Origin of the sequence: Ilumatobacter coccineus YM16-304, from assembly GCF_000348785.1 — a bacterium.
Lineage (GTDB): Bacteria > Actinomycetota > Acidimicrobiia > Acidimicrobiales > Ilumatobacteraceae > Ilumatobacter_A > Ilumatobacter_A coccineus.
In genome coordinates, this window is the sequence record NC_020520.1 from 2,499,579 (window position 1) to 2,522,554 (window position 22,976).

Annotated in this window: 23 protein-coding genes and 1 tRNA gene; 13 read left to right on the top strand and 11 right to left on the bottom strand. The window is 68.0% G+C overall.

Features of this window, described 5'->3' with window-relative positions; all coding sequences use genetic code 11:
- Nucleotide 1: 1 nt before the first annotated feature.
- Entirely contained in the window at nucleotides 2-2,023 is a 2,022-nt protein-coding gene (locus YM304_RS11200; RefSeq protein ID WP_231897585.1) for an acetyl/propionyl/methylcrotonyl-CoA carboxylase subunit alpha, read from the top strand.
- Nucleotides 2,016-3,782 carry an acyclic terpene utilization AtuA family protein gene (locus tag YM304_RS11205; protein ID WP_015441799.1) on the top strand — a complete coding sequence of 589 codons (1,767 nt, stop codon included), beginning with the start codon at nucleotides 2,016-2,018 and terminating at the stop codon, nucleotides 3,780-3,782. Before YM304_RS11200 ends, YM304_RS11205 begins: the two co-directional genes overlap by 8 nt.
- A gap of 45 nt (nucleotides 3,783-3,827) precedes the next feature.
- On the opposite strand, the gene YM304_RS11210 is transcribed toward YM304_RS11205, so the two are convergent.
- Nucleotides 3,828-4,586, bottom strand: coding sequence for a YqjF family protein (locus YM304_RS11210; RefSeq protein WP_083908325.1), 759 nt, complete (start codon nucleotides 4,584-4,586; stop codon nucleotides 3,828-3,830).
- Between the two features lie 26 nt (nucleotides 4,587-4,612).
- On the opposite strand from YM304_RS11210, the gene YM304_RS11215 reads away from it, so the two are divergent.
- Nucleotides 4,613-4,972, top strand: coding sequence for a DUF971 domain-containing protein (locus YM304_RS11215; protein ID WP_015441801.1), 360 nt, complete (start codon nucleotides 4,613-4,615; stop codon nucleotides 4,970-4,972).
- 21 nt (nucleotides 4,973-4,993) lie between these two features.
- On the opposite strand, the gene YM304_RS11220 is transcribed toward YM304_RS11215, so the two are convergent.
- Nucleotides 4,994-6,022, bottom strand: a complete 1,029-nt coding sequence (locus YM304_RS11220; protein WP_041299633.1) for an LLM class F420-dependent oxidoreductase — start codon at nucleotides 6,020-6,022, stop codon at nucleotides 4,994-4,996.
- Nucleotides 6,023-6,093: 71 nt separating this feature from the next.
- Between YM304_RS11220 and arfB the strand changes: the two genes are divergently transcribed.
- Nucleotides 6,094-6,537, top strand: coding sequence for an alternative ribosome rescue aminoacyl-tRNA hydrolase ArfB (gene arfB, locus YM304_RS11225; RefSeq protein ID WP_015441803.1), 444 nt, complete (start codon nucleotides 6,094-6,096; stop codon nucleotides 6,535-6,537).
- A 5-nt stretch (nucleotides 6,538-6,542) separates the two neighbouring features.
- On the opposite strand, the gene YM304_RS11230 is transcribed toward arfB, so the two are convergent.
- Nucleotides 6,543-7,793 (bottom strand): cytochrome P450, encoded by a 1,251-nt coding sequence (locus tag YM304_RS11230; RefSeq protein ID WP_015441804.1) that lies wholly within the window; start codon nucleotides 7,791-7,793, stop codon nucleotides 6,543-6,545.
- A 258-nt stretch (nucleotides 7,794-8,051) separates the two neighbouring features.
- Nucleotides 8,052-9,185 carry an alanine dehydrogenase gene (ald, locus tag YM304_RS11235; RefSeq protein ID WP_015441805.1) on the bottom strand — a complete coding sequence of 378 codons (1,134 nt, stop codon included), beginning with the start codon at nucleotides 9,183-9,185 and terminating at the stop codon, nucleotides 8,052-8,054.
- Nucleotides 9,186-9,253: 68 nt separating this feature from the next.
- On the opposite strand from ald, the gene YM304_RS11240 reads away from it, so the two are divergent.
- Both YM304_RS11240 and YM304_RS22450 read left to right on the top strand, forming a co-directional pair.
- Complete coding sequence (locus YM304_RS11240) at nucleotides 9,254-9,694, top strand: Lrp/AsnC family transcriptional regulator (RefSeq protein ID WP_015441806.1); 441 nt, start codon at nucleotides 9,254-9,256, stop codon at nucleotides 9,692-9,694.
- Between the two features lie 38 nt (nucleotides 9,695-9,732).
- A complete protein-coding gene (locus tag YM304_RS22450; RefSeq protein ID WP_015441807.1) occupies nucleotides 9,733-10,383 on the top strand; it encodes a J domain-containing protein in 651 nt (216 codons plus the stop codon).
- A gap of 71 nt (nucleotides 10,384-10,454) precedes the next feature.
- On the opposite strand, the gene YM304_RS11250 is transcribed toward YM304_RS22450, so the two are convergent.
- A tRNA-Val gene (locus tag YM304_RS11250) sits at nucleotides 10,455-10,531 on the bottom strand.
- A 111-nt stretch (nucleotides 10,532-10,642) separates the two neighbouring features.
- Nucleotides 10,643-10,984: a WhiB family transcriptional regulator gene (locus tag YM304_RS23950; protein ID WP_162142063.1), complete on the bottom strand. Its 342-nt coding sequence runs from the start codon at nucleotides 10,982-10,984 to the stop codon at nucleotides 10,643-10,645.
- A 144-nt stretch (nucleotides 10,985-11,128) separates the two neighbouring features.
- Here YM304_RS23950 and YM304_RS11260 point away from each other — a divergent pair, with 144 nt between their 5' ends.
- Together YM304_RS11260 and YM304_RS11265 are read left to right on the top strand one after the other, a co-directional pair.
- The gene (locus YM304_RS11260; RefSeq protein WP_015441809.1) at nucleotides 11,129-11,692 is read left to right on the top strand and encodes a hypothetical protein; all 564 of its coding nucleotides are present in this window, start codon (nucleotides 11,129-11,131) and stop codon (nucleotides 11,690-11,692) included.
- 7 nt (nucleotides 11,693-11,699) lie between these two features.
- Nucleotides 11,700-12,161: an SRPBCC family protein gene (locus YM304_RS11265; RefSeq protein WP_015441810.1), complete on the top strand. Its 462-nt coding sequence runs from the start codon at nucleotides 11,700-11,702 to the stop codon at nucleotides 12,159-12,161.
- Nucleotides 12,162-12,193: 32 nt separating this feature from the next.
- Here YM304_RS11265 and YM304_RS11270 read toward each other — a convergent pair whose 3' ends face one another.
- Nucleotides 12,194-13,147 carry an alpha/beta fold hydrolase gene (locus YM304_RS11270; protein WP_015441811.1) on the bottom strand — a complete coding sequence of 318 codons (954 nt, stop codon included), beginning with the start codon at nucleotides 13,145-13,147 and terminating at the stop codon, nucleotides 12,194-12,196.
- Nucleotides 13,148-13,242: 95 nt separating this feature from the next.
- On the opposite strand from YM304_RS11270, the gene YM304_RS11275 reads away from it, so the two are divergent.
- Nucleotides 13,243-14,262 carry a helix-turn-helix transcriptional regulator gene (locus tag YM304_RS11275; protein WP_015441812.1) on the top strand — a complete coding sequence of 340 codons (1,020 nt, stop codon included), beginning with the start codon at nucleotides 13,243-13,245 and terminating at the stop codon, nucleotides 14,260-14,262.
- Nucleotides 14,259-15,182: a GNAT family N-acetyltransferase gene (locus YM304_RS22460; protein WP_015441813.1), complete on the top strand. Its 924-nt coding sequence runs from the start codon at nucleotides 14,259-14,261 to the stop codon at nucleotides 15,180-15,182. Before YM304_RS11275 ends, YM304_RS22460 begins: the two co-directional genes overlap by 4 nt.
- 27 nt (nucleotides 15,183-15,209) lie before the next feature.
- On the opposite strand, the gene YM304_RS11285 is transcribed toward YM304_RS22460, so the two are convergent.
- Nucleotides 15,210-16,067, bottom strand: a complete 858-nt coding sequence (locus YM304_RS11285; RefSeq protein ID WP_015441814.1) for an ABC transporter ATP-binding protein — start codon at nucleotides 16,065-16,067, stop codon at nucleotides 15,210-15,212.
- 145 nt (nucleotides 16,068-16,212) lie between these two features.
- Here YM304_RS11285 and YM304_RS22465 point away from each other — a divergent pair, with 145 nt between their 5' ends.
- From YM304_RS22465 to YM304_RS11300, 3 genes are read left to right on the top strand one after another with little or no spacing between them, the layout of a single operon-like run.
- Complete coding sequence (locus YM304_RS22465) at nucleotides 16,213-17,538, top strand: peptidoglycan DD-metalloendopeptidase family protein (protein WP_162142064.1); 1,326 nt, start codon at nucleotides 16,213-16,215, stop codon at nucleotides 17,536-17,538.
- Nucleotides 17,539-17,556: 18 nt separating this feature from the next.
- Nucleotides 17,557-18,513 carry a phosphotransferase family protein gene (locus YM304_RS11295; RefSeq protein WP_015441816.1) on the top strand — a complete coding sequence of 319 codons (957 nt, stop codon included), beginning with the start codon at nucleotides 17,557-17,559 and terminating at the stop codon, nucleotides 18,511-18,513.
- Nucleotides 18,510-18,860: a DUF6285 domain-containing protein gene (locus tag YM304_RS11300; RefSeq protein ID WP_015441817.1), complete on the top strand. Its 351-nt coding sequence runs from the start codon at nucleotides 18,510-18,512 to the stop codon at nucleotides 18,858-18,860. The genes YM304_RS11295 and YM304_RS11300 overlap by 4 nt, the downstream gene beginning before the upstream one ends.
- A 32-nt stretch (nucleotides 18,861-18,892) precedes the next feature.
- Here YM304_RS11300 and rlmN read toward each other — a convergent pair whose 3' ends face one another.
- The 3 genes from rlmN to mshD all read right to left on the bottom strand — a co-directional run bounded on the left by rlmN (nucleotide 18,893) and on the right by mshD (nucleotide 22,798).
- A complete protein-coding gene (gene rlmN, locus YM304_RS11305; RefSeq protein ID WP_015441818.1) occupies nucleotides 18,893-19,936 on the bottom strand; it encodes a 23S rRNA (adenine(2503)-C(2))-methyltransferase RlmN in 1,044 nt (347 codons plus the stop codon).
- On the bottom strand, nucleotides 19,933-21,765 hold the full coding sequence (locus YM304_RS11310) for a M3 family oligoendopeptidase (RefSeq protein ID WP_015441819.1): 1,833 nt from the start codon (nucleotides 21,763-21,765) through the stop codon (nucleotides 19,933-19,935). The genes rlmN and YM304_RS11310 overlap by 4 nt, the downstream gene beginning before the upstream one ends.
- A gap of 64 nt (nucleotides 21,766-21,829) precedes the next feature.
- Nucleotides 21,830-22,798 carry a mycothiol synthase gene (mshD, locus tag YM304_RS11315; protein WP_070105355.1) on the bottom strand — a complete coding sequence of 323 codons (969 nt, stop codon included), beginning with the start codon at nucleotides 22,796-22,798 and terminating at the stop codon, nucleotides 21,830-21,832.
- Nucleotides 22,799-22,976: the final 178 nt, after the last annotated feature.

Consider the following 22,976-nt stretch of genomic DNA (forward strand, 5'->3'; position numbering starts at 1 on the left):
GTTGTTGATCGCGAACCGGGGAGAGATCGCCGTTCGGATCGCCAAGACCGCGCATGCGCTCGGGATCTCCACCGTCGGCGTCTACTCCGAACCCGACGCCGACGCGATGCACGTCGACGCGGTCGACGTGGCCGTCGCGCTCGGCGGGGCCACTCCCGCAGAGTCGTACCTCCGCGCCGACGCCATCATCGAGATCGCCCTGGCGCACGGATGCCAGGCCGTCCACCCCGGCTACGGCTTCCTCGCCGAGAACGCCGACGTCGCGCAACGTGTCGCCGACGCTGGCCTCATCTGGGTCGGCCCCACACCCGACCAGATCAACCTGCTCGGCGACAAGATCGCCGCGAAGAAGGCCGCGATCGCCGCCGGCGTGCCGACCGCACCGATCATCGAGATCACCGACGGGCAACTCCCGAGCGACGTGCCCATGCCGGCGCTCGTCAAAGCCGCAGCCGGCGGCGGCGGTCGCGGCATGCGTATCGTCCGCACGCCCGACGAACTGGCCGACGCCGTTGCCGGTGGGTCCCGCGAGGCCGAAGCATCGTTCGGTGACGGCACCGTCTTCGTCGAGCCGTACATCGAACGAGCCCGACACGTCGAAGTGCAGATCATCGGTGACATGCACGGCAACGTCATCCACCTCGGTGAACGCGAGTGCTCGATCCAGCGTCGCAACCAGAAGATCATCGAAGAGTCGCCGTCGGCGGGCATCACGCCCGAGACGCGCACCGCGCTCTGTGACGGAGCCGTGGCACTCGCGAAGAGCGTCGGCTATCACGGCGCCGGCACCGTCGAGTTCCTCGTCGGCGAAGACGGCGGCGTCGATCAGATCAACTTCCTCGAGGTCAACACGCGCCTACAGGTCGAGCACCCCGTGACCGAAGCGGTCACCGGCGTCGACCTCGTCGAACTGCAACTCCGGGTGGCCGCAGGCGAAGAGCTTCCGATCAGCCAGGAGTTCGTCGCCGCACGCGGGCACGCCATCGAGGTTCGCATCGTCGCCGAAGACCCCGCCGCCGGATGGCTGCCGTCGACCGGTGAGATCACGTCGTTCGATCTCGGTGGCGACGAGGCCGATCTCGTGCGCGTCGACACCGGCTTCCGAGCCGGCGCCGTCGTGTCGCCCGACTACGACTCGATGCTCGCCAAGGTCATCGCGCACGCTCCCACCCGCGCTGGTGCCGCCGCCAAGCTCCGTCGAGCGTTGCGTCGATCCGAGGTCACCGGTGTCACCACCAACATCCCTGCGCTCGTCGAGATCCTCGGTGAGCGCGACTACCTCAACGCGAAGACGCCGACCGCCTATCTCGACGAGCACCCCGACGTGGTCACCGCGTCCGGCCCGACCGGCGACGACCGACTCGCCCTGTTGCTCGCCGCCGTGTTCGCCACCGAACGCGCCGACCGGGCCGCCGATGCCGTCACCGGGTTCGCCCCATCGGGTTGGCGCAACCTGCGCACGCAGGGCCAGCGGCAGGTGTGGCGCGCGATCGACAGCGACGTCGACGAGCCCGTCGAGTTCACGGTGTGCCTCGACGCAGCCGACGTGCTGATCGGTCCGTGGCCCACGCCGACCGACGACGGCACCCTGTCGGCCGACGAGCGTCGGCGCGTCGCCGTGCGTCTGCTCCACGTCGAACCCGACCGGATCGCGATCGAGATCGACGGCGTTCGGCGGAGCGTCGACGTGATCAGCACCGACGACGACGCGGTCCGCACGCGGAGTTCGGCCGGGTCGATCGTGTGGCAACAGGCGCCGCGCTTCGTCGACCACGACGCCGAGGTCTCCGGCGGCGGACCGATCTCGCCGCTGCCGGGCACCGTCATCGCCGTCAACGTCGAGGCTGGCCAGACCGTCGACGCCGGCGAGGTGCTCATGGTCGTCGAGGCGATGAAGATGGAACACAAGATCACCGCGCCGCGGCCGTCGACGGTGACCGAGGTGCACTTCGACGTCGGTGGTCGCGTCGACCAGGGCACGTTGCTCGTCAGCCTCGCCCCGATCGAGTCGACCGATGACTGAACCGATTCGCATCGCGAACTGCTCCGGCTTCTTCGGCGACCGCCCGTCGGGTGCGATCGAGATGGTCGAGGGCGGCCCCATCGACGTGCTCACCGGCGACTGGCTGGCCGAGTTGACCATGCTGATCCTGAGCCGAATCCGGGCGAAGCGTCCGGGCTCCGGATACGCCCGCACGTTCGTCGGCCAGATGGAGCAGGTGATGGGCACCTGCCTCGACCAGGGCATCAAAGTCGTCTCGAACGCCGGCGGGCTCGACCCTGACGGCTGCGCCGACGCCGTTCACGAGGTCGCCCAGAAGCTGGGCTTGAACCCGACCATCGCCTACATCGACGGCGACGACCTGCTGCCTCGGATCGCCGAACTCGCCGAGTCCGGAGCACTCCAACCCTTCGGCGACACCGACCTCGGAGACGTCTCGTCGTACCTCACCGCCAACGCCTACCTCGGCTGTTTCGGCATCGTCGACGCGCTCGCTCAGGGCGCCGACATCGTCATCACCGGTCGCGTCACCGACGCTGCGGTCACCTGCGGTCCCGCTGCGTGGCATCACGGCTGGCAGCGCACCGACTTCGACCAGTTGGCGGGCGGCGTCGTCGCCGGACACGTGATCGAGTGCAGCGCCCAGGCGACCGGCGGCAACTACTCCTTCTTCAACGAGATCGACGGCCGCACCGAAGTGGGAGGCCGAACGCGATTCGGGTTCCCGTGGGCCGACGTACACGCCGACGGCTCGTCGGTCATCGGCAAACACGACGGCACCGGGGGAGCGGTCACGGTCGGCACCGTCACGAGCCAACTCCTCTACGAAATCGGCGGCCCCGAGTACCTCGGCCCCGACGTCACCGCCCGGTTCGACACGCTCGAGGTCGAACAGCTCGAACGAGATCGCGTCCGCATCAGTGGCGTCCGTGGCCAGGCGCCGCCGTCGACGCTCAAGGTGGCGATGAACGAGATGGGCGGGTACCGCAACTCGTTCTCCGTCGCGCTCACCGGGCTCGACATCGACGACAAGGCCGCGTTCGCAGAAGCCGCCTTCTGGGACGCGTGCAGCTTCACCGCCGACGACTTCGAGTCGTTCACGAGCCGCGTCATCCGCACCGACAAGCCCGATCCGGCGACGCAGGAGGAGGCGACCGCGATCTGGCGAGTGACCGTGAAAGACCACGACGAGCGCAAGGTCGGACGCGCCTTCGCCGATGCCAACGTGCACACGGCGTTGGCGAGCATCCCCGGCATGTACGGCCTCGGAGGAGGTCCGAGCGCAGCATCGCCGTTCGGTGTGTACCGGCCAGCCATCGTTCCCAACGATCTGGTCCCTCAGTACGTCCACGTCGTGGGCGGAGCGACCACGCAGGTCGACAGCGTCGCACCACAGGGACCTCCGATCGAGGTGGTGCTCGACGACGTTCCTCGACGGGAGTGGGGCGACACCACGGCCGCACCGCTCGGCACGATCATCGGCACGCGCTCCGGCGACAAGGGTGGCAACGCGAACCTCGGCGTCTTCACCCGCAACGACGACGCGTGGGTGTGGATCGACGAGTGGCTCACCAGCGAACGGCTCGCCGAACTGCTGCCCGAAGCCGCGGCACTCCCGATCGACCGCCACCGCTTCCCGAAGATCCGCTCGCTGAACTTCGTGGTGCACGGACTCCTCGACGAAGGCGTCGCCGCCTCCACGCGCCAAGACGCACAGGCCAAAGCCGTCGGCGAATGGCTGCGAGCCCGCGTCGTCGACATCCCCACCGAACTCCTCTGACCACCCCGTCATCCGGTGTGAGACACCCGATGACGCACCGATGCGTCAGACGCGGGTTGGGCGGCCGAACCGGGCGTCGACGGGTTGGGCGTAGCGGACGATCGGATCACCGGACGGAGTCGGGAGGCCCGCGGCTTCGATCGACGCGTCGGCGTACTCGGTGAGCGTCGCCTCGTGCAGCGTCCACGCCTGGTGATCGACCGGATGATGGCGCAGCACACCGCGCGCGGCAGGCCACTTCGTGACCGTGCCCCAGCGAGCGGTGAGGAACACGTCGAGCCCGGACGGCTCGGTGATCACGTCGCCGATCTCGACGGCCACGGTGGTCGACGAGGCCGGACGCTTCGGCCAGCGTCGTCGTGCCGTGACGTAGCGACGCCACGAGGCGCGGCGTTCGATCGTGAGGCGACCCCACACGTAGGGGAAGCCGAGAAACCATCGAGCGAACGCGACGATCGCCAATCGGTCGGCTTCGAGCGAGAAGAACCAGATCGCCCGGTTGCCGGCCGAGTCGACGACGTAGGTGCGCACGTTCGTCTCGTTGAACGCCGAGATCCACGGCACGGCAGGCACGAAATGAGGCGTCGCATCGGTCATGCGGAACGGCACGAGCGACACGTAGGCCCATCCGGCGTGGGTGTCGACGCGCAGGCCGTCGGGGAGCAGCGCCTGCACGATGTCGGGCCGGTACCGCCAGTGGACGAAGGTGAGCTCGTCCCACCGGTTACGCAACCAACGTCGCGAGACCGGGCCGGGGGAATCAGCGGTCAACGGTTGCGGTGGCACGTCGCCCGATGAGCTCATCGCCACGAACGGTACCCTTCGCGGCCATGGCTGCTCACGACATCGAATCGATCGAAGTCGATCGCACCAAGCACGTCTTCATCGAGTTCGCCGACGGCGTCACCGCCAGGTTCGATCTCGCTCCGCTGCGCTTGGCGTGCCCGTGTGCCGAGTGCAACTCGCGTCGACAGCAAGGACGCTCGGTGTCGGTGCTGGCCGAGACGAAGCCCGACGAGATCACCATCACCGAAGCCGCGATGCAGGGCGCCTGGGGCCTCAACCTCGACTGGAGTGACGGCCACTCGACGGGCATCTATGCCTTCGAGAAGCTGCGCGGCTGGATCGACGACCGGTTGGTCGCCTCCCACGTCACCAGGCCCGACCCCGACCTCGAAACCAACCGCTGAGCCGGCGAGCGGCGATGCGGGTCAGCCGTTGATCAGTTCGGCGTAGATCGGCAGCATCATCGCCGGACCCGACAGCAGGAACTCGGTGATGCAGGTCTCGCGCCACTTGTCGAGTTCGCCCTTGATCTTGTCGGCGGGGCCGACGAGCGCGACGTCTTCGACCATCTCGAGCGGGATCGACGCAGCGGCCTCTTCCTTCTTGCCGTCGAGGTACAGGTTCTGCACCTTGTCGGCGACGTCGCCGTAGCCCATGCGCTCGAAGACCTCGTAGTGGAAGTTGGCGCCCTTCGCACCCATGCCACCGGCGTAGAGAGCGAGGAACGGACGGACCATGTCGGCGCACTTCTGCACGTCGTCGCCCGGAATGATCATCACACCCGACGACACCTCGAAGCGGTCCTTCTTGGTGGCGTCGCCCGCAGCATCGAACCCGGCCTGCAGTTGCTCGCGGTACCAGGCGTCTTCCTTCGGCGAGAAGAACAGGGGGAGCCACCCGTCGGCGATCTCGGCGGAGAGCGCGACGTTCTTCGGCCCCTCGGCGGCGAGGTAGATCGGGATGTCGTTGCGCAGCGGGTGCACCGTCGACTTGAGCGGCTTGCCGAGGTTCATGCCACCGTCGACGGGCATGTCGAAGAAGTCGCCGTGGTACTCGACCGGCGCCTCGCGGGCCCAGATGGCACGGAGGATCTCGATGTACTCGCGGGTGCGGGCGAGCGGGCGTGGGTACTCCTGGCCGTACCAACCTTCGACGACCTGTGGCCCCGACGCACCGAGCCCGCAGATGAAGCGACCGTTCGACAGATGGTCGATCGTGATCGCGGCCATTGCCGTGGCGGCAGGCGTGCGCGCGGCCATCTGGATGATGCCGGTTCCGAGCTGCACCTTCTCGGTGTGGGCTCCCCACCACGACAGCGGCGTCAGGGCATCGGACCCGTAGGCCTCGGCGGTCCAGATCGAGTTGAAGCCGAGCTTCTCTGCTTCCTGGATCGCTTCGAGCGCTCCGCTGGGCGGGCCTGCCGACCAGTATCCGGTGTTGTATCCGAGCTTGATGTCAGCCATGACGAGACCGTACGACAGGAACGTGACGCGAGTTCAGCCGAGCGACGATGCAGACTGGGAGTGTGAGCCAGGGCCAACACGATCCGAGCGGCGACGACCGCCTCGTGGTGACCGACGACGTGCGCATCCCGCCCTACGAGCTCACCGAGTCGTTCTCCGCGTCGGGAGGCCCGGGTGGTCAGCACGCCAACAAGGCGGCCACTCGCGTCGAACTGTCGTGGGATGTCACCACGTCGTCGGCGTTCCGGCACGAGGTGCAGCGCGCCCGCGTGCGCAAACGGTTGGGTGACGTGGTGCGGGTGGTGGTCGACGACGAGCGGTCGCAGGTTCGCAATCGCGACATCGCCCGGCAACGCCTGGTCGACAAGGTCCGCGGCGCTGTTGCGGTGCCGAAGCGGCGTCGGGCGACCAAGCCCACACGGGGCTCGCAACGTCGGCGGCTCGCTGCCAAGTCACAGCGCAGCGAACTCAAGCAGCAGCGCCGCAGCCCTCGCCACGACGACTGACTCTGTCAGGTCCGGAAGGTGACCGGCAGGTGGTCGGGGCCGAAGATCGCGGTGGTCGACGGTTTCCACCTGATGTCGCCGGCCGCGGTGAGGTCGGGCATCCGCTGAGCGAGGATCGGCAGCGCCTCTTGCAGCTCGGCCCGTGCGAGCGACGCACCGAGGCAGTAGTGGATGCCCGATCCGAAGCCCATCTGCATCCGTCCGGCAACGGGTTCGCGAGTGATGTCGAACGTCTCGACGTCGCCGACGGCGACACCGTCGTCGTGGTTCGCCGAGGCCAGCGACGGGAACACGAACGTGCCGGCGGGGAAGAGCACGTCGCGGTAGACGATGTCTTCGCTCGCGAACCGGCCGGTGCCTCGAATCGCCCCGAAATAGCGCATGCATTCCTCGACGGCGTTCTTCGCGAGTTCGGGCTGCTCGGCCAGCATCGCCCACTGGTCGGGGTGTTCGAGGAAGACGCTGATGGCGCAGCCGAGTTGGTTGCGAGTGGTGTCGGTGCCGCCGACGATCACCGCGTTGACCATCATCACCAACTCTTCGGTCGAGAGCCGGTCGCCTTCCTCCTCCGCAGCGATCAGCTGGGTGATGAGATCGTCACGCGGGTCGTCTCGACGCTGCGAGATCATGTCGATGACGTACTCGTTGAGTTCGATCTGAGCCTGCTTGATGACGTCGAGTTCAGCCGCCGCGGTGCCGTTGAAGATGCGCAGGACGTCTTCGGCCCAGCGGGAGAAGAGCTGCCAGTCGGAGCGGGGAGCACCGAGCAGTTCGCAGATGATCGGGATCGGGTACGGCTCGCAGATGTCGACGGCGATGTCGGCACGGCCAGCGTCGGCAACGGCATCGACCAATTCGTTCACGACCTCGCGCATGAACGGCCGAAGCTTGTCGGCCTCCCGCGGCGAGAACGCCTTGGCCACGAGTCGCCGCAATCGGGTGTGGACGTCGCCTTCGGCGGCGAGGATCGACGGTGGACGGTCGGTGAAGAACGGGTCGTCGATCCCCATCATCTCGGGCAGCTTGCCCACGGCGTTGTGCCAGCGCTTGTCGCGCAGGATGGCTGCCACGTCGTCGTAGCGGAGCACCGTGTATCCGAATACGTTCTGCGCGATCCAGTGTTCTTTCGCCAGCGATCGGTACAGCGCCGAGGCTTCGTGACGGTCGGTCTCGCGGATGTCGGCCGGGAGCACCGGAAGGTCGAGATCGAAGATGCTGGTCGCATCGGTGCGATCTCTGTCAGTCGTACTGCCCATCGCGCAACGTTACGACACGCTGACGGTCGAGACGTGCTCGGCCGTCGCCGCGTGAGCACGCGAGCTCTCCGATTTGTGTGACCGAATCCGCGAGCCTCAGTCACAATCGGTCACACAAACTCGGCAAATTCGGGCCCTGTCCGGTTTGTGTGACCGAAAGCGCGAGCCTCGGTCAGAATCGGTCACACAAACTCAGGAAATCGGGTGCTGGCCGGTTTGTGTGACCGACAGCGCGAGGCTCGGCGGGAGCCCGGCCGGTCAGGCGAGGGGGTCGACGGCGGTGGCGCCAAGGGATTCGGCGACGATCGCGTTGGCGTGGTGGCCGCCGACGGTGTTGAGGCCGTGGGCGATCGACGCGCTGCGTCGGGCCGCACCGAGTGCGCCGTGGACGGCGACGTCGAGTTGGTAGGGGAGCGTCGCGTTGGTCAGGGCGTAGGTGCTGGTGTGCGGCACGGCGCCGGGCATGTTGCCGACGGCGTAGTGCACCACGCCGTGCAGTTCGTACACCGGATCCTCGTGCGTGGTCTCGCGGGTGGTGGCGATGCAGCCGCCCTGGTCGACGGCGACGTCGACGATGACCGCTCGCGGTTTCATGGAGCGGACGAGGTCGTCGCTCACCACGACCGGGGCGCGTCCTCCGGCGACGAGCACGGCGCCGATGACGAGGTCTGCTTCGGCGACGGTGCGTTCGATCGAGCCCTGGTTGGAGGCGAGCGTCGAGATGCGACCCTTGTGGATCTGGTCGACGTAGCGGAGGCGCTCGAGGTTCTTGTCGAGCACGGTCACCTCGGCTTCCATGCCCGCTGCGATGACGGCCGAACTCCATCCGACGTTGCCCGCGCCGAGCACGACGACCTTTGCCGGTGACACGCCGGGTACGCCGCCCATCAGCACGCCGCGTCCGCCCTTGTGCCGCTCGAGGAAGTGAGCGCCCATCTGTGGGGCGAGTCGTCCGGCGACCTCGCTCATCGGGGCGAGCAGTGGCAGCGAGCCGTCGCTGAGTTGCACGGTCTCGTAGGCGACGCTGGTGGTCTTGGCTGCGAGCAGCGCCTCGGCGACGGCGGGGTACGCGGCGAGGTGGAGGTAGGTGAAGAGCGTGAGGTCCTCGCGGAGGTACTCGAACTCCTCCGGCTTGGGTTCTTTGACCTTGACGACCATCTGCTGTGCCCAGACGTCGGCTGCGGTCGGCACGATGGTGGCTCCCGCTGTGACGTAGTCGTCGTCACTGATCGACGCCCCGTCGCCGGCGCCGGTCTCGACCATGACGGCCACGCCGGCGCGATCGAGTTCGCGCACGCCGTCGGGCGTCATCGCCACGCGGTGTTCGGAGTTCTTGACTTCGCGGGGTACGCCCACGGTGGAGATGGCCGGGGTGGTGGTCGCGTTCGACATGAGGTCATTGTGAACTCGCGCGCACCGTCGATGAGACGGAATCTGCCGTTTCGGTTAGAGTTGGCGCCGTGGATTCATCGGTCATCGACCCCGTCGACGCTCGAATCATCGACATTCTGCGCCACGACGGTCGAATGTCTTGGAGAGAGCTGTCTGAGCGGATCCATCTGGCGCCGAGCTCGGTGGCCGAGCGCGTGCGCCGCTTGGAGTTGCGCGGCGTCATCACGGGCTATTCGGCACGGGTCGATCCGGTCGCGCTCGGCCGCACGGTGCGGGCGGTCATCGACGTGAGCCTCGGGCCCGGTGACGCTGCTGACGATTTCGAGGAGCGGTTGCGTGAACGCGACGAGGTGGTGATGGCCGCGTACGTCACCGGTTCGGCCGACTACACGATCGTCGCGGAGTGCGTCGGTGCCGAGGGGCTCGACGCGTTCGTCCGCTGGGTTCGCGCCGACCACGCTGTGGCGCGCACCGAGAGCAAGCTGATGTTGCGCTCGATTGTCGGCTGAGCACTTCGCAATCTCGGTCGACACTCCTAACGTGGTCGATGGTGACGAGTCGAAATCATTACGCCGTCCTCGGAGTCGGCCAGGAGGCGTCGATCGAGACGGTCCGTGAGGCGTACCGTCGGCTCGCTCGCGAGTATCACCCCGACCGCACGATGGGGTCTGCGGCGGGGTCGGACAAGATGCCGGCCATCAACGAGGCGTACCGGGTGCTGTCGGACCCGGCTCGCCGAGCGGTCTACGACGCATCGCTGCGCTCGGGGACGGCGTCGCCCAGCGCCCCGTCCGGTTCCACGACCACCTCGGCGGCCGATTTCGATCCGCGACGTGACGGTCCGGGCGACGAAGCGATGCGTGAGTGGCGCTATCAGCATCCCGAGGGGCCGGCTCGTGTGCCGTGGCGGATGCTGACGATCTGCAGCGCGATCGCGATCGTGGTGATCGTGGTGCTCGCCCAGTTCGGCGACCCCGGTGAGCCCGGCGCCCCCGACGGCGTGCTGCGCAACGGCGATTGCGTCGAGATCCTGCCCAACACCGACGCCCGTGAGGTCGCGTGTCAGGGCGAGGGCGATCTGGTGGTACGTCAGTTCATCGCGTTCGACCGCCAGTGTTCGAACGGGTGGACGCCGCACCGCGATCGGCAGGGCATGGGCGTGGCCTGCATCGAGCCCCGCCCTCCCGAAACCGGCTGACGCTGGCGGGGTCAGCCGCTCCGAAAACGACGAAACCCCCGGCGGCGCCGGTGGCGTCGGACGGGGGTTCGTGGTGGGCGCAAAGGGATTCGAACCCCTGACCTCTGCCGTGTGAAGGCAGCGCTCTAACCAACTGAGCTATGCGCCCGATGTTGCTTCGGGATGTCCAGCCGATGATGCTGCCTTGGAGGGCGGCGTTCTCACCAACTGAGCTATGCGCCCGAAGTTGCTTCGGGAGCGGGACTCTATCCGTGTCCGGTCAGGCAACCAAGTGCGCGGGGATGGGAACTTCTTCGGCAGCGATCTCGATGCGGTCGCGAGCCGGGCGTCCGCGGCGTCGCGCGAAGCGGGTCGGCTCGCCGTCGATCAGCAGCACGCCGCCCCACACGCCGTACGCCTCGCGGCGAGCGATGGCGTTCTGGAGACACTCTTCGCGCAGCGCGCACGACGAGCAGACGGCCTTGGCGCGGGCGATGTCCATGTCGTCGTCGGAGAAGAACAGTGGTGCCAACGTGCCGGCGCCATCGGCGCAGCGAGCCCGGCGGACGGGGAGTGGTTCGAAGGCGATGTCTGGGTCGAGGCCTGCGGGTGTCGTGTGCACGATTCGAACGTACGGAACCACCGTTAACCAGGCGTTGCTCAATCCGCTCCGACGATTACTCAGTCGGTCGAGATCCGCTCCATGGGGGCGGTTCCGCGGCATCCATCCCGCTCCCGACGGCCCTGAGCACTACAGTCGGGGCCGATGGGCCGACTGTGCGAACGACCGGGATGTTCCGAGAACGCCTCCGTCGCCTACGGCATGCGGGCAGAAGATCTCGTGTTCTGGCTCGACGTGATCCGCCCGTCCGAGAACATCACCGGCGGCGTGCTCTGTCAGCGCCACGCCGATTCGATGGTCGTGCCACGCAATTGGACGCTCGACGATCTCCGCGATCCCGACCTGCACCTGTTCCGGCCACCGCCGATCAAGCGGGCGCCGTCGTCGCGCACCCGTCGATCGGGACACCGCGACGACTCGATCGAGCAGTTGCAACTGGGCGTGGTTCCCGACCAAACGACTGATGTCGCGCCGGCCGACGTCGTGACCGCCGACGCCGCTGCCGACACCGTGACCGTCGAGACGCCGACGGTCGTCGCCGACGCCATGCCCGCCGACGAGACTGCGGCGACGCCCGACGCCGTCGACGCCGACCCCGAATCACCGTGGGTGCCGTCGTTCGATTCGGGTGACGACCTCGACGGTCTGCTGTCGGCACGAAGCCCGCTGCTCGCTCGCGCCTTTCGCGGCGACGGCCGTCGCAACTGACCAGCCGATGGAGATCGTTCGTCGGCTCGTCGCCCCGTGCACTCCGGCTCGCCTCTTCGCGCACGTCGACGACCTGTCGCGCTATCCGGCGTGGATGGACCTCGTCCACGCCGTCGAACGTGAATCGGCTGACGATGCCTGGGACGTCGAACTCCGCGCCACCGTCGGTCCGTTCGCCCGATCGAAACGGCTCCGCATGGAACGCACCGAACTGGTGCCCGACCGTGTCGCCGTGTTCGAGCGAGCGGAGTCCGACGGGCGCAACCATTCGCCGTGGATGCTCCGAGCCGAACTCGCACCGATCGAGCCCAGCCCGAACGGTGCCGCGCAGACCGAACTCACCATGACGCTGCGCTACGGCGGCAACCTCTGGACCGGCGCCGTGCTGCAACGCGTGCTCGACGACAAGGTCGCCGCCGGGAGCGCCGCACTGCTCGCTCTCGTCACCGCCGAGTCGCGACCGAGCTGACGGCACTCCCGACGGCGCCGAGACCGGGCCGCTCACGTGGCCGCGGAAGCTCCCTGGGCGTCGAGCCAGGTCAGGATCGCCCGTGTCGTCTCGTCCGGCTGCTCCTGCTGGATCCAGTGACCGCAGTCCAAGGTGATCACGTCGGCGTCGGGAACGAAGTCGCTGAGGTTCTCGAGTGGCGCCACCATGTCGTGTGCGCCGTGGATCATGAGCGCGGGCTGTCGGATGATCGGGTCGACATCGGCCAACAGGTGCCAGTTGCGGTCGAGGTTGCGGTACCAGTTGACGCTGCTCGTGAACCCCGTCGACTCGAACGCCGAGACGAACACGGCCAGGTCGTCGTCGCTCATGATCGGTTCGCCGGCGGGCGACTCGGCTCTGGCCAGATTGATCATCATCATCCCCGGCTCCGGCGCGACGTGGGGCAGATTCTTGCGGTACAGGTTGCGCAGGAACCGTGGCGCGTGTTCGTCCATGACGGCGTCGGCGACACCTGGCTGTCGGTTGAAGTGAACGAAGTAGAAGTCGCCGCCGAACACGGCGTCCATCCACTCGATCCACGGCTGTTCGCCCCGAGGTTGGTACGGCACGCTCAGGTTGACCAGCCGACTGACACGGCTCGGGTGCAGCAGGGTCAGCCACCAGACGACCATCGCGCCCCAGTCGTGGCCGACGAACACCGCGTCGTCGTACCCGAAGTGATCGAGCAGACCGACGAGGTCACCCGAGAGGTGTTCGATGTCGTACTCGGTCACGTCGTCGGGACGAGACGAGTTGCCGTAGCCGCGCTGGTTCGGGACGATGACGTGGTAGCCGGCGGCGGCGAGGGCGGGCATCTGGTGGCGCCAGGAGTAGGCGTGCTCCGGCCAGCCGTGGCACAACACGATGGGGTTGCCCAGGTGCTCGCGACCTGCTTCGAACACTTCGAGTTCGACGCCGTTGACGGCGATCATCGTGGGTTCGGGAAACTCGGTTGGGGTGGTCATTGTCTGCTCTCTTCTCTTCGCTGTTGAACGGATGCGCATCAACGTAGAGACCGTTCAGGACAGGATCGGTCCGCAATGTCTGACAGACTGAGACGATGCCGAACGACCCGACCGGGCGGGCCCTGCAGCTCCTGTCGCTCCTGCAGACGCACCGGCTGTGGCGGGGCGCCGAACTCGCCGAGCGCCTCGAGGTGACGGAGCGGACGGTGCGCCGTGACATCGATCGCCTGCGCGACCTCGGCTATCCCGTCGATGCGACGACGGGTGTCGACGGGGGATACCGCCTCGCGACCGGGGCGCACATGCCCCCGCTGGTGTTCGACGACGACGAAGCCGTCGCGGTCGCCGTCGGGCTGCGCACGGCCGCAGGGGCGGCGATCGGTGGCATGGACGAATCGTCGCTACGAGCGCTGACGAAGATCGAGCAACTGTTGCCCGACCGTCTGCGACGCCGGGTGTCGGCGCTGCACACGAGCGTCGCGTCGATGCGGTGGGCGGCCGACGACGGTGTCGTCGACGCCGACACGCTCAGCGTGCTCGCCGTGGCGTGTCGGGACGGCGAGGAGGTGCGTTTCGACTATCGGCGTCGTGACGGACACGACAGCCAACGCCTCGTCGAGCCGCATCGACTCGTCGCGGCCGATCGGCGCTGGTACCTCGTGGCGTGGGATCTGCGTCGCAACGACTGGCGCACGTTCCGGCTCGATCGGCTCGGCGACGCACGGCTCGCCGGCGGCCGTTTCACCCCACGCGACATCCCGGGCGGCGACGCCGTGCGCTTTCTCGAGAACACGCTTGGCCCACGAGCCCGTCTCCACGAAGCGACGATCGCCGTCCATGCGCCGCTCGACCAGGCCACCGACGTGCTCCAATGGGTCGATCACACGATCGAACACACCGAGGCGGAGACCTGTGTGGTCCGCATTCGCGGTGAGGACCTCGGCCGCCTCACCATGACGGTCGCCCGCATCGCGCTCACCATGCCGGTCGACGTCATCGAACCGGACGAACTCGCCGGCGCCGTCGCGCGTCTCTCCGCGAACCTCTCCGCGAATCCCACCGCGAATCTCTCTGGCGACGTCACCACGGCGCCATCCCACCGGTCGGGCCGATGACCGCGCGAGCCGATGGCGCGAGCGACGCCGACGCCGTCTTCGATCGGGCGGCTGCCTTCGTGGCCGAGATGTGGCGCCACCACGGACCCAGCTCCGAGATGCACGTCGGCGATCTCGCCTGGGGCACCTTCGGCCGCTGGCCGAGCCGACTCGGAGCAGTGCGTCTGTGGTCGGACGGCGCAGGTCGACCGCAGGCGCTCACCATGTACGACGGCACACGCGTCTGCGACCTGGTGGTGCGCCCCGGACGGGCGGGCACGGAGGCAGCCGAGCAGGCGGTGGACTGGGCCGAGCGGGTCTGCGCAGCGACGGCGACCGGTGGCGAGTCGGTCGACCTCCGGGTGGGGCGACGGGTGCAGTCGCCCGAGGTCGTCGACCTCCTCGACGCCAGGGGCTTTCGACGCGACGCCACCGGTGTCCCGGCGATGAGTCGAGCGATTGCGGCCGCCGACGTCGACGTTCCCGTCATCGCCGACGGGTATTCGATCCGGCCACTCCACCCCGACGATCTCGTCTCGCGCGTCCATGCGTTCAACGGGGCGTTCCCCGGAGAAGCACTCCGTGTCGACGCCTACCGAGCGCTACGAGGTTGTCGGGTGTACGACCCGCGCCTCGACGTGGTCGCCGTCTCGCCCGCGTCGGAGGTCGTCGCCTTCGCGACGCTCTGGCTCGACACGCACAACGGCGTCGTCCAGATCGAACCAGCGGGTTGCCATCCCGATCACCGGCGCCTCGGCCTCACCCGGGCCGTGATCCTCCACGCCCTTCGCCGATCGGTCGAATCGGGCGCCACGAGCGCCCTCGTCCGCCACGTCAGCACCAACACCGCGGCCCGAGCGCTCTACGAATCGTGCGGGTTCACCACCGTGTGCGAGGCCACCGGCTTCACCAAGACGCTTCGACCGGCCGCCGTCGGATAGCTCGCGACAGGTCGGCAGGGGAGTCGGTCAGCGGGGTGCCCAGGCTGCGTATCGACCGTCGGCGCGGCGGTCGAGGTGGAGGTCGAGGCCGAAACACTCGCTGAGCGCCGGCGCGGTGAGTGTGTCGTCGATCGGGCCGGCGGTCATGAGCTGGCCGTCGCGGATCATGGCCAGATGGGTGACGCCGGGTGGAATCTCGTCGACGTGGTGCGTGACCATCACGAAGGGCGGGGCGTCGGTGTTCTGAGCGAGCCCGGCGAGCGTGGCCACCAACTCCTCGCGGCCACCGAGATCGAGCCGCGCCGACGGTTCGTCGAGCAACACCACCGCCGGGTCGTTCATCAGGGTGCGCGCGAGGAGTACCCGCTGCTGCTCGCCCGACGACAACGTTCCGAAGCGCCGGTCGCTCAGGTGGCCCACGTGCATCGTGTCGAGGCACTCGTCGGCGCGGGCGTCGTCGGCGTCGTCGTAGCGATGCCACCAGGGCTCGAGCGCGGCGTGGCGGGCGGTGCGCACGACGTCGTGGGCGACGATGTCCTGACGGAGCTGTGCTGCGAGCGCCGCGGACGCGTAGCCGATGTTGCGGCGCAGTTCGCGCACGTCGGTCTGACCGAGCCGCTGACCGAGCACTTCGACCGTCCCCGACATCGGATGGTCGTACATCGCCATGATCCGCATGAGCGTCGTCTTGCCCGAACCGTTGGCCCCGAGAATCACCCAGCGCTGATCCGATTCAACTTCAAGGGAGATTCTGTCGATGATCAAGACGCCGTCACGTTTCACGACGATGTCGGCCACGCGAAGCGCTGCCGTTGAGTTGTCGACGGGGGTGGTCACGTGCACAGCCAACCACGTCGTGAGACGTGCACAGAAACCGATCAGCATGACCCGAGTCCGAGCCCGCCGAGAACTACGCTCCCCACTGATGCGCGCCCCTCAGTCTCTACGTCGTGGTCGGCGCGCTCCGACACCGACGAAGACCGAGGCACCCGGCAACGGCGGACGGTGGTCGACGCCACAGCGCCTCGTGGTGTTGCTGCTCGCGGTCGCCTGCGGCATCGGTGTGGCACCCGGTCTCGGGCTCGCACAGAGCGAGACTCCCGCCGAGCAGGCCGCTCGCGAGATCCAAGAAGCGCGCGATCGCGCCAACGCGGCTGCCGAAGCGTTCTTCGCTGCCGAGTCGACGCTCGACCTGCTCGAAGAAGAACTCATCGGTCTCGAACGCGAAGAAGAGGTGTTGCAGGAAGAAGTCACGGCACTGCGCCGTGAAGTCGAGTCCGTCGCCCTGTCGCGTTTCGTTGCGAGCGGAACCAGCGGCATCCCGCTGCTCACCGAGGTGAGCGCGCCGCAAGACCAGATCCAGGCCGAGGTGTTCGTCGACGTGCTGACCAACACCGGCGCCGACGTGATCGACCAGTTCGACGCTGCCGAGAAGGCGCTGGTCGGATTGCAGGACCAGGTGGTCGAGCGGCGTGCCGACGTCGAGGCCCAACGTGAAGAACACGCTCGCCTGCGCGACGCTGCGAACGACGAAGTGGTCCGGTTGCGCGAGATCGAAGAAGAACGACTCGAAGACGAAGCCGTGCAGAAGGCACTCGCCGCGCAGTTGGCGAAGGAACGGGCACGCATCGTCGAAGAGGCCCGCCTCGAAGCGGAAGCCGCCGCCCGGGCACAGCCGAATCCGGGTCTCGTCGTGCCACCCACGACGGTGCCTCCCACCACCACGGTGCCCGCCGACGGAGACGACGCTGCGGCATCGGGCCCGGCCGGCGACGACACCGACGGCACCACCACCGACGACGCTCCCGTCGACACGACCCCCGAGACGACGTCTCCGCCCGTGTCGACGCTGCCCGAGAACTCGGGCGCATCGGGCGGCGAGAGCGGCGGACGAACCGGTGTGGGCGGAGCGGGCAGCAGCCCGACCCCGGTCATCGTCGGAAGCGGTGACGGTGGGATGTACATCGACGCGATCGTGTGTCCGATCCTCGGCTCGGCGTTCGCCGACACCTGGGGCGCACCTCGCTCGGGCGGTCGACGCCACGTCGGCGTCGACATGATCGCTCCTCGCGGCGTGCCGATCTACGCCGTCGTGTCCGGCTACGTCACGTTCAAGGCCAACCGTCTCGGCGGCAACGCCGCATCGCTCGTCGGTGACAACGGCAACCGCTACTACTACGGCCACATGGACAGCTACAACGGCGTGAGCCGACGGGTGACACAGGGCGAGATCATCGCCTACAACGGCGACACCGGAAACGCGAAGTACTCCACGCCGCACCTGCACTTCGAACTGCGACCCGGGGGCGGCGTCAACGTCAACCCGTACCCGTCAGTTCTCGCCGCGGGCTGCTGATCTGCGACGATCGGGGTGATGAGCACCGGTGACCTCGATGACACGATCGCTGAGTTCGCCGCCACGCTGTCGGCATCGCTCGATGGCGCAACCATCGATCGGCTGACCCGGCTGTCGGGTGGCGCTTCCCGTGAGACCTGGCGGTTCTCGGCCGACGGCACCGATCTGATCGCTCAACGCCAACGCCCCGGCGACATCCGCGAGATGCTCCACGAGGCGGCCGTCGTTCGCGCCGCCGGCGACGCTGGTGTGCCGGTGCCGAAGCTGCTCCACGCCGAGCGACAAGACGACGGTGCGGCGTTCATGATCCTCGAAGCGATCGACGGCGAGACCATCGCCCGCAAGATCCAGCGCGACGACGAGTACCGCGACGCGCGACAGGTCTTTGCTCGGCAGTGCGGCTCCGCACTCGCCAGAATCCACGCGATCGACCACGCCACGCTCGACGGGCTCGAACCGGTCGATCCGATCGCGTTCTACACCGACGTCATCGACGAACTCGGCCAGCCGCACCCCGTGCTCGAACTCGTGCGTCGATGGCTCATCGACCATCGGCCCGAGACGTCGACGCAGTGTCTCGTTCACGGCGACTTCCGGCTCGGCAACATCATCGTCGGCTCCGAAGGGCTGCGTGCCGTGATCGACTGGGAACTCGCGCACCTCGGCGATCCGATGGAGGATCTCGGTTGGCTCTGTGTCAAGGCGTGGCGCTTCGGTGGGGCCCCGCCCGTCGCCGGACTCGGTGAGTACGACGAGCTCTTCGACGCCTATCAGGCTGCGAGCGGCATCGAGATCGACCCGGACGTCGTGCGGTGGTGGGAAGTCCTCGGCACCTGGAAGTGGGGAATCATGTGCATCTCGCAAGCATCAGCGCACCTCAACGGCGCCGTCAGGAGCCACGAGCTGGCTGCCATCGGCCGTCGGGTGTGCGAGAACGAACACGACCTCTTCCTCGCACTGGAGGGCCGCTGGTGACCGACCCCGTGAATCCCCACGACGTACCGACCGCGGCGCAACTCGTCGAGTCGGTCCGCGAATGGCTCGAGCGCGACGTGTCGCCGGCCACCGACGGCCGCCTGCGTTTCCACACGCGCGTGGCGGTCAACGTCTTGGCGATGGTCGAACGCGAGCTCGAACTCGGCGACTCGCACGCGCAGGCCCACGGCGCCCGGCTCGAACAGCTGGGCATGGCCGACGACGCCGAACTGGCGGCCGCCATCCGCAACGGCGACCTCGACGATCGCCTCGACGAAGTCCGCGGGCTCCTCGCCGCCACGGTCGCCGACAAGCTGGCCGTCGCCAACCCGAAGTACCTCGCCTGAGCGGCGGGCTGGCTCAGCGCTTCCGGGCTCCCTCAGCGCTTTTTCGACAGGGTGACCGGCTGGCCGGCGGCGAGCTGGCCGCACGCCGCATCGATGTCGGTGCCGCGGTTCTGGCGGACGGTGGCGTTCGCGCCGAGCTTCTCGAGCAGATCTCGGAACGCGTACACCTTCTTCAGCGGCGTGCCCTTGGTGGGGTAGCCCGGCGTGGGGTTGAGCGGGATGAGGTTGACGTGCGCGCTCGGGCGGAGCTTGCGGCAGAGTTCGGCGAGCTCCTCGGCGTCGGAGTCGCGATCGTTGACGCCGTCGATCATCGCCCACTCGAAACTCACGCGGCGGTTCTTCACGTCGAGATAGTCGGCGCACGCGTCGAGGAGATCGTCGATCGGGTACCGCTTGTTGATCGGCACCAGCTCGTTGCGGAGGGTGTCGTTGGCCGCGTGCAGTGACACGGCGAGATTGACCGGAAGCGGGAGGTCGCGCATCGCTCGGATCCCCGGCACGAGCCCGACGGTCGAGATCGTGATGTGTCGAGCAGACAGGCCGATGTCGCCGTGGATCCGTTCGGTCGCCGACCACACCCGTTCGAGATTGGCCATCGGCTCGCCCATGCCCATGAACACGATGTTGCTGACGCGCCGGTTCGACTCGGCGGCACGCTGAGACGCACGCACGACCTGCTCGACGATCTCGCCGACGGTGAGGTGACGGGTGAACCCGGCCTGGCCGGTGGCACAGAAGCCACACGCCATCGCGCAGCCGGCCTGGCTGCTCACGCACACCGTCGCTCGATCGGGGTACAGCATCAGCACGGTCTCGACCCGGCTGCCGCCGTCGAGTTCCCACAGGAACTTGACCGTGTCGCCCTTGTCGTTGACCGATTCGGTGACCTTGGTGAGCGCGGTCGGCAACTCGCTGTCGAGACGCGCTCGCAGCTTCTTGGGCAGGTTGGTGATGTCGACCGGGTCGGCGAGCTGCTCGTACAGGCCCGACCACAGCTGGTCGAGGCGGTAGCGCGGTTCGCCGTCGAGCACCTCGCCGAAGGCCTCGCGATCGAGGTCGTACAGCGTGGTGGTCATGAGCCGATCGAATCGGCGATGTCGACGTAGTCGTCGATGCGTCCGCGCACGACGTCGAGCGAGGCCGTCCAGAAGGCCTCGTCGGTCACGTCGAGGCCGAACGCCTCGCCGAGCTGCTCCGCGGTGTCCATGCCCGCACGGGAGAGAAGGGTGTCGTACCCGCTGCGGAACCGCTCGGGGTCCTCCTGGTACTTGGCGAACAGGCCGAGCCCGAACAGCAGGCCGTACGTGTAGGGCCAGTTGTAGAAGTGCGAGCCGTAGTAGTGCGGCTTGAGCAACCACATGTACGGATGGGCCGTCGACTGGTCGAGCCCGGCGCCGTAGGCATCGGCTTGTGCCTCGGTCATCATCTCGCACATCTCGGCGGCACTGAGCGTGCGGCGTTGGCGGCGAGCGAACAGCTCGGTCTCGAACGTGAAACGGGAGCGGATGTCGACCACGACCTGGTTGGTGCCCTGCAGGTCGATGTCGAGCAGCGCCAACCGTTCGGAGCGGTGTTCGTCGCCTTCGAGGCGAGCGAGACCGGCCTCGACGACGAGCGTTTCGCAGAAGATCGACGCGGTCTCGGCGAGTGCCATCGGCAGCCGTCGCTGGAGCGACGTGCGATCGGCGAGCGTCGTGTTGTGGTAGGCGTGACCGAGTTCGTGCGCCGTGGTCTGCGCCGATTCGGCCGAGCCCGACCAGTTGAGCAGCACGAGCGAGCGATCGCCGACGAACGGCATGCAGAACGCTCCGCCGGTCTTGCCGTCGCGAGGGGCGGCATCGATCCACTGCTCGTCGATGGCGCGATCGACGAGTCCGCCGAGCGTCGGGCTGAACCCGGTGAACGCGTTGCGCACCACGTCGATGCCGTCGTCCCACGACATCGCCCCCGAGCTCACCGGCGCCGGCGCGACGAGATCCCACCAGGGGAGCGTGCCGCTCTCGTGCTGGTGGAGCCGGGCCTTGGTCTGCATCCAGCGATGGAAATCGGGCAGCGACGCGGTGACGGCGGCCTGCATGGCGTCGAACGTCGCCCGGCTCACGCTGTTGGCGAACAGCGACGCGTCGAGCGGTGACGACCAGTTGCGGCGACGGTTGACCGCGTTCGCCTCGCCCTTGATGGCGTTCATCGCGGCCGCCACGGGTACCTCGACGGTCGGCCAGGCGACTTGCTCGGCGTCGTACGCGGCCTTGCGGACGGCGGGGTCGGCGTGCGTGCCGAGGCCGCGCACGGCCGGCATCGGCAGGCGCTCCGGGCCGTCGGGCAGTTCGACCTCGGCCGACAGTTGCGACGTCACTTCCTGCTGCAGGCGACCCCACGCTCCGGCGCCGGTGTTGGAGAGTTCGGCGTAGAGGTTCTCCTCGGCCTCCGACATCTGATGCGTCGATCGCTCGACGAGTCGGCTGAGCGGCCCTTCGTGGTCGGCGGCCTGTTCGCTGACGGCGACGAGCGCGTCGAGATCGAACGAGCTGACCCAGTCGGAGAGCCGAGCCATGAGCGGGCGGAGCTTCGATTCGACCGGGTCGAGTTCGCTCATGGTCGCCTGTGCGACCTGATCGCGGGAGTTGGTCGACACCGAGGCGTAGATGTAGGCGCCGAGGATGTCGAGGTCGGCCGACACGCGGTTGAACTCGGAGATGACGATGTCGGCGGTCTCGCCGGTCGCTTCGGTCACCTCGCCGTCGACCGCACGGATGCCGTGCTCGTCGAACAACGAGACGAGACGGTCGACGTCGGCGCCGGCGCGCTCCTTCGCGTCGAGGAACGATCGTGACTCGAAGCTCTCGTGGACGTCGGCGACGCTCCAGCGGGGGAGTGCCTCGTTGTCGGCGGTGGTGTTGCTCATCGGTGTGGTCTTTCTGATCGAAGTGAGGCGGGAGTGTGCGTCGAGGGTCGTCGGGCGGGACGGCTCAGCAGTTGCCGACGCGGTCGGGCGCGTCGCCGGTGCCGGCGTCGACGGTGGTGCTGAATGCGGCATTGGTGGAGTGGACGGTGAAGCCGAGCTTCTCGTACATGGCGACGGCTCCGGCGTTGTCGGCGTCGACGTAGAGGAGCGCGGTACCGATGCCGACGTCGGCGAGGTGGTCGAGTCCGGCGAGGGTCATCTCGGAGCCGAGACCGAGGCCGTGGAAGTCGGGGTCGACGGCGATCACGTAGATCTCTCCGAGTCGACCGTCACCGGCGTCGCTCGTCGAGGTCGCCGGATCGGGTTGGTGGACCTTCGTCCAACAGAATCCGGCGAGTCGCCCGTCGCGTTCGTGCATCCGGAATCCGTCGGGGTCGAACCAGGCTTCCTGCTGCCGCAGGCGCAGCGTGTCGATCGTCCACCCACCCTGCTCGGAGTGGTCGGCGAAGGCCCGGTTGTTGACCGAGAGCCAGGCCTCGTCGTCGGCGCCGGGCACGAACGAACGGGTGTCGATCGTGGCGTGTCGCTCGGTGGGCAGGCTGCGCCGCATCTGATAGAGCGTGCGCCCTTGCACCATGCCCGCCTCGGCGGCGAGCGCACGATGCGTGGCGGTCGGTTCGTACACCCACCAGTTGACCTCGCCGCCGCCTTCTCGGCGGACGACGTCGAGGGCCGCGTCCATCAGTTCGGGGCCGATGGTGCGCATGTCGTAGCGGTGATGCGGATGGACCACGAGTTCGAACGCCAGCGAGTCGTTGCCGCTCGAGATCTGCGCGTAGGCGACCGGATGCTCGTGGCCGGGCTCCCAGGCGACGAGTCCGGTGAATCCGTCCTGACCACCGCCGACGAGATCGAGGTACAGGTGATCGGAGAGCGGTCGGCGGCCGTCGGCGCGCGCCGCGGCGTCGAGCAGTTCGGTCACGAGCGCGATGTCGTCGTCGGCCATTTCGCGCTTGATCTCGAGGCACCGCATGACACCACGGTACCGGTCGCTGTCGACGGCTGACATCGTGCGATCTCGTGGCTCCGACAGCCGCTTCTCGCTGGGCTGTTCCGCCGCCGGTAACGCTTGCGGGGGAGAGGGCGTGGTGTAGAGTTTCCGCTACCAGGTTCCCGCCACCTGGTAGGCGCGACAGCTGGGATCCGCCGCC

Excerpts from the sequence above, each read along its gene's own strand:
- YM304_RS11205 (WP_015441799.1), top strand. The coding sequence starts at position 2,016 with ATGACTGAACCGATTCGCATCGCGAACTGCTCCGGCTTCTTCGGCGAC.
- YM304_RS11210 (WP_083908325.1), bottom strand. The coding sequence starts at position 4,586 with ATGAGCTCATCGGGCGACGTGCCACCGCAACCGTTGACCGCTGATTCC.
- YM304_RS11215 (WP_015441801.1), top strand. The coding sequence starts at position 4,613 with ATGGCTGCTCACGACATCGAATCGATCGAAGTCGATCGCACCAAGCAC.
- YM304_RS11230 (WP_015441804.1), bottom strand. The coding sequence starts at position 7,793 with ATGGGCAGTACGACTGACAGAGATCGCACCGATGCGACCAGCATCTTC.
- ald (WP_015441805.1), bottom strand. The coding sequence starts at position 9,185 with ATGTCGAACGCGACCACCACCCCGGCCATCTCCACCGTGGGCGTACCC.
- YM304_RS22450 (WP_015441807.1), top strand. The coding sequence starts at position 9,733 with ATGGTGACGAGTCGAAATCATTACGCCGTCCTCGGAGTCGGCCAGGAG.
- YM304_RS11260 (WP_015441809.1), top strand. The coding sequence starts at position 11,129 with ATGGGCCGACTGTGCGAACGACCGGGATGTTCCGAGAACGCCTCCGTC.
- YM304_RS11265 (WP_015441810.1), top strand. The coding sequence starts at position 11,700 with ATGGAGATCGTTCGTCGGCTCGTCGCCCCGTGCACTCCGGCTCGCCTC.
- YM304_RS11270 (WP_015441811.1), bottom strand. The coding sequence starts at position 13,147 with ATGACCACCCCAACCGAGTTTCCCGAACCCACGATGATCGCCGTCAAC.
- YM304_RS11275 (WP_015441812.1), top strand. The coding sequence starts at position 13,243 with ATGCCGAACGACCCGACCGGGCGGGCCCTGCAGCTCCTGTCGCTCCTG.
- YM304_RS22460 (WP_015441813.1), top strand. The coding sequence starts at position 14,259 with ATGACCGCGCGAGCCGATGGCGCGAGCGACGCCGACGCCGTCTTCGAT.
- YM304_RS11285 (WP_015441814.1), bottom strand. The coding sequence starts at position 16,067 with ATGCTGATCGGTTTCTGTGCACGTCTCACGACGTGGTTGGCTGTGCAC.
- YM304_RS11295 (WP_015441816.1), top strand. The coding sequence starts at position 17,557 with ATGAGCACCGGTGACCTCGATGACACGATCGCTGAGTTCGCCGCCACG.
- rlmN (WP_015441818.1), bottom strand. The coding sequence starts at position 19,936 with ATGACCACCACGCTGTACGACCTCGATCGCGAGGCCTTCGGCGAGGTG.
- YM304_RS11310 (WP_015441819.1), bottom strand. The coding sequence starts at position 21,765 with ATGAGCAACACCACCGCCGACAACGAGGCACTCCCCCGCTGGAGCGTC.
- mshD (WP_070105355.1), bottom strand. The coding sequence starts at position 22,798 with ATGCGGTGCCTCGAGATCAAGCGCGAAATGGCCGACGACGACATCGCG.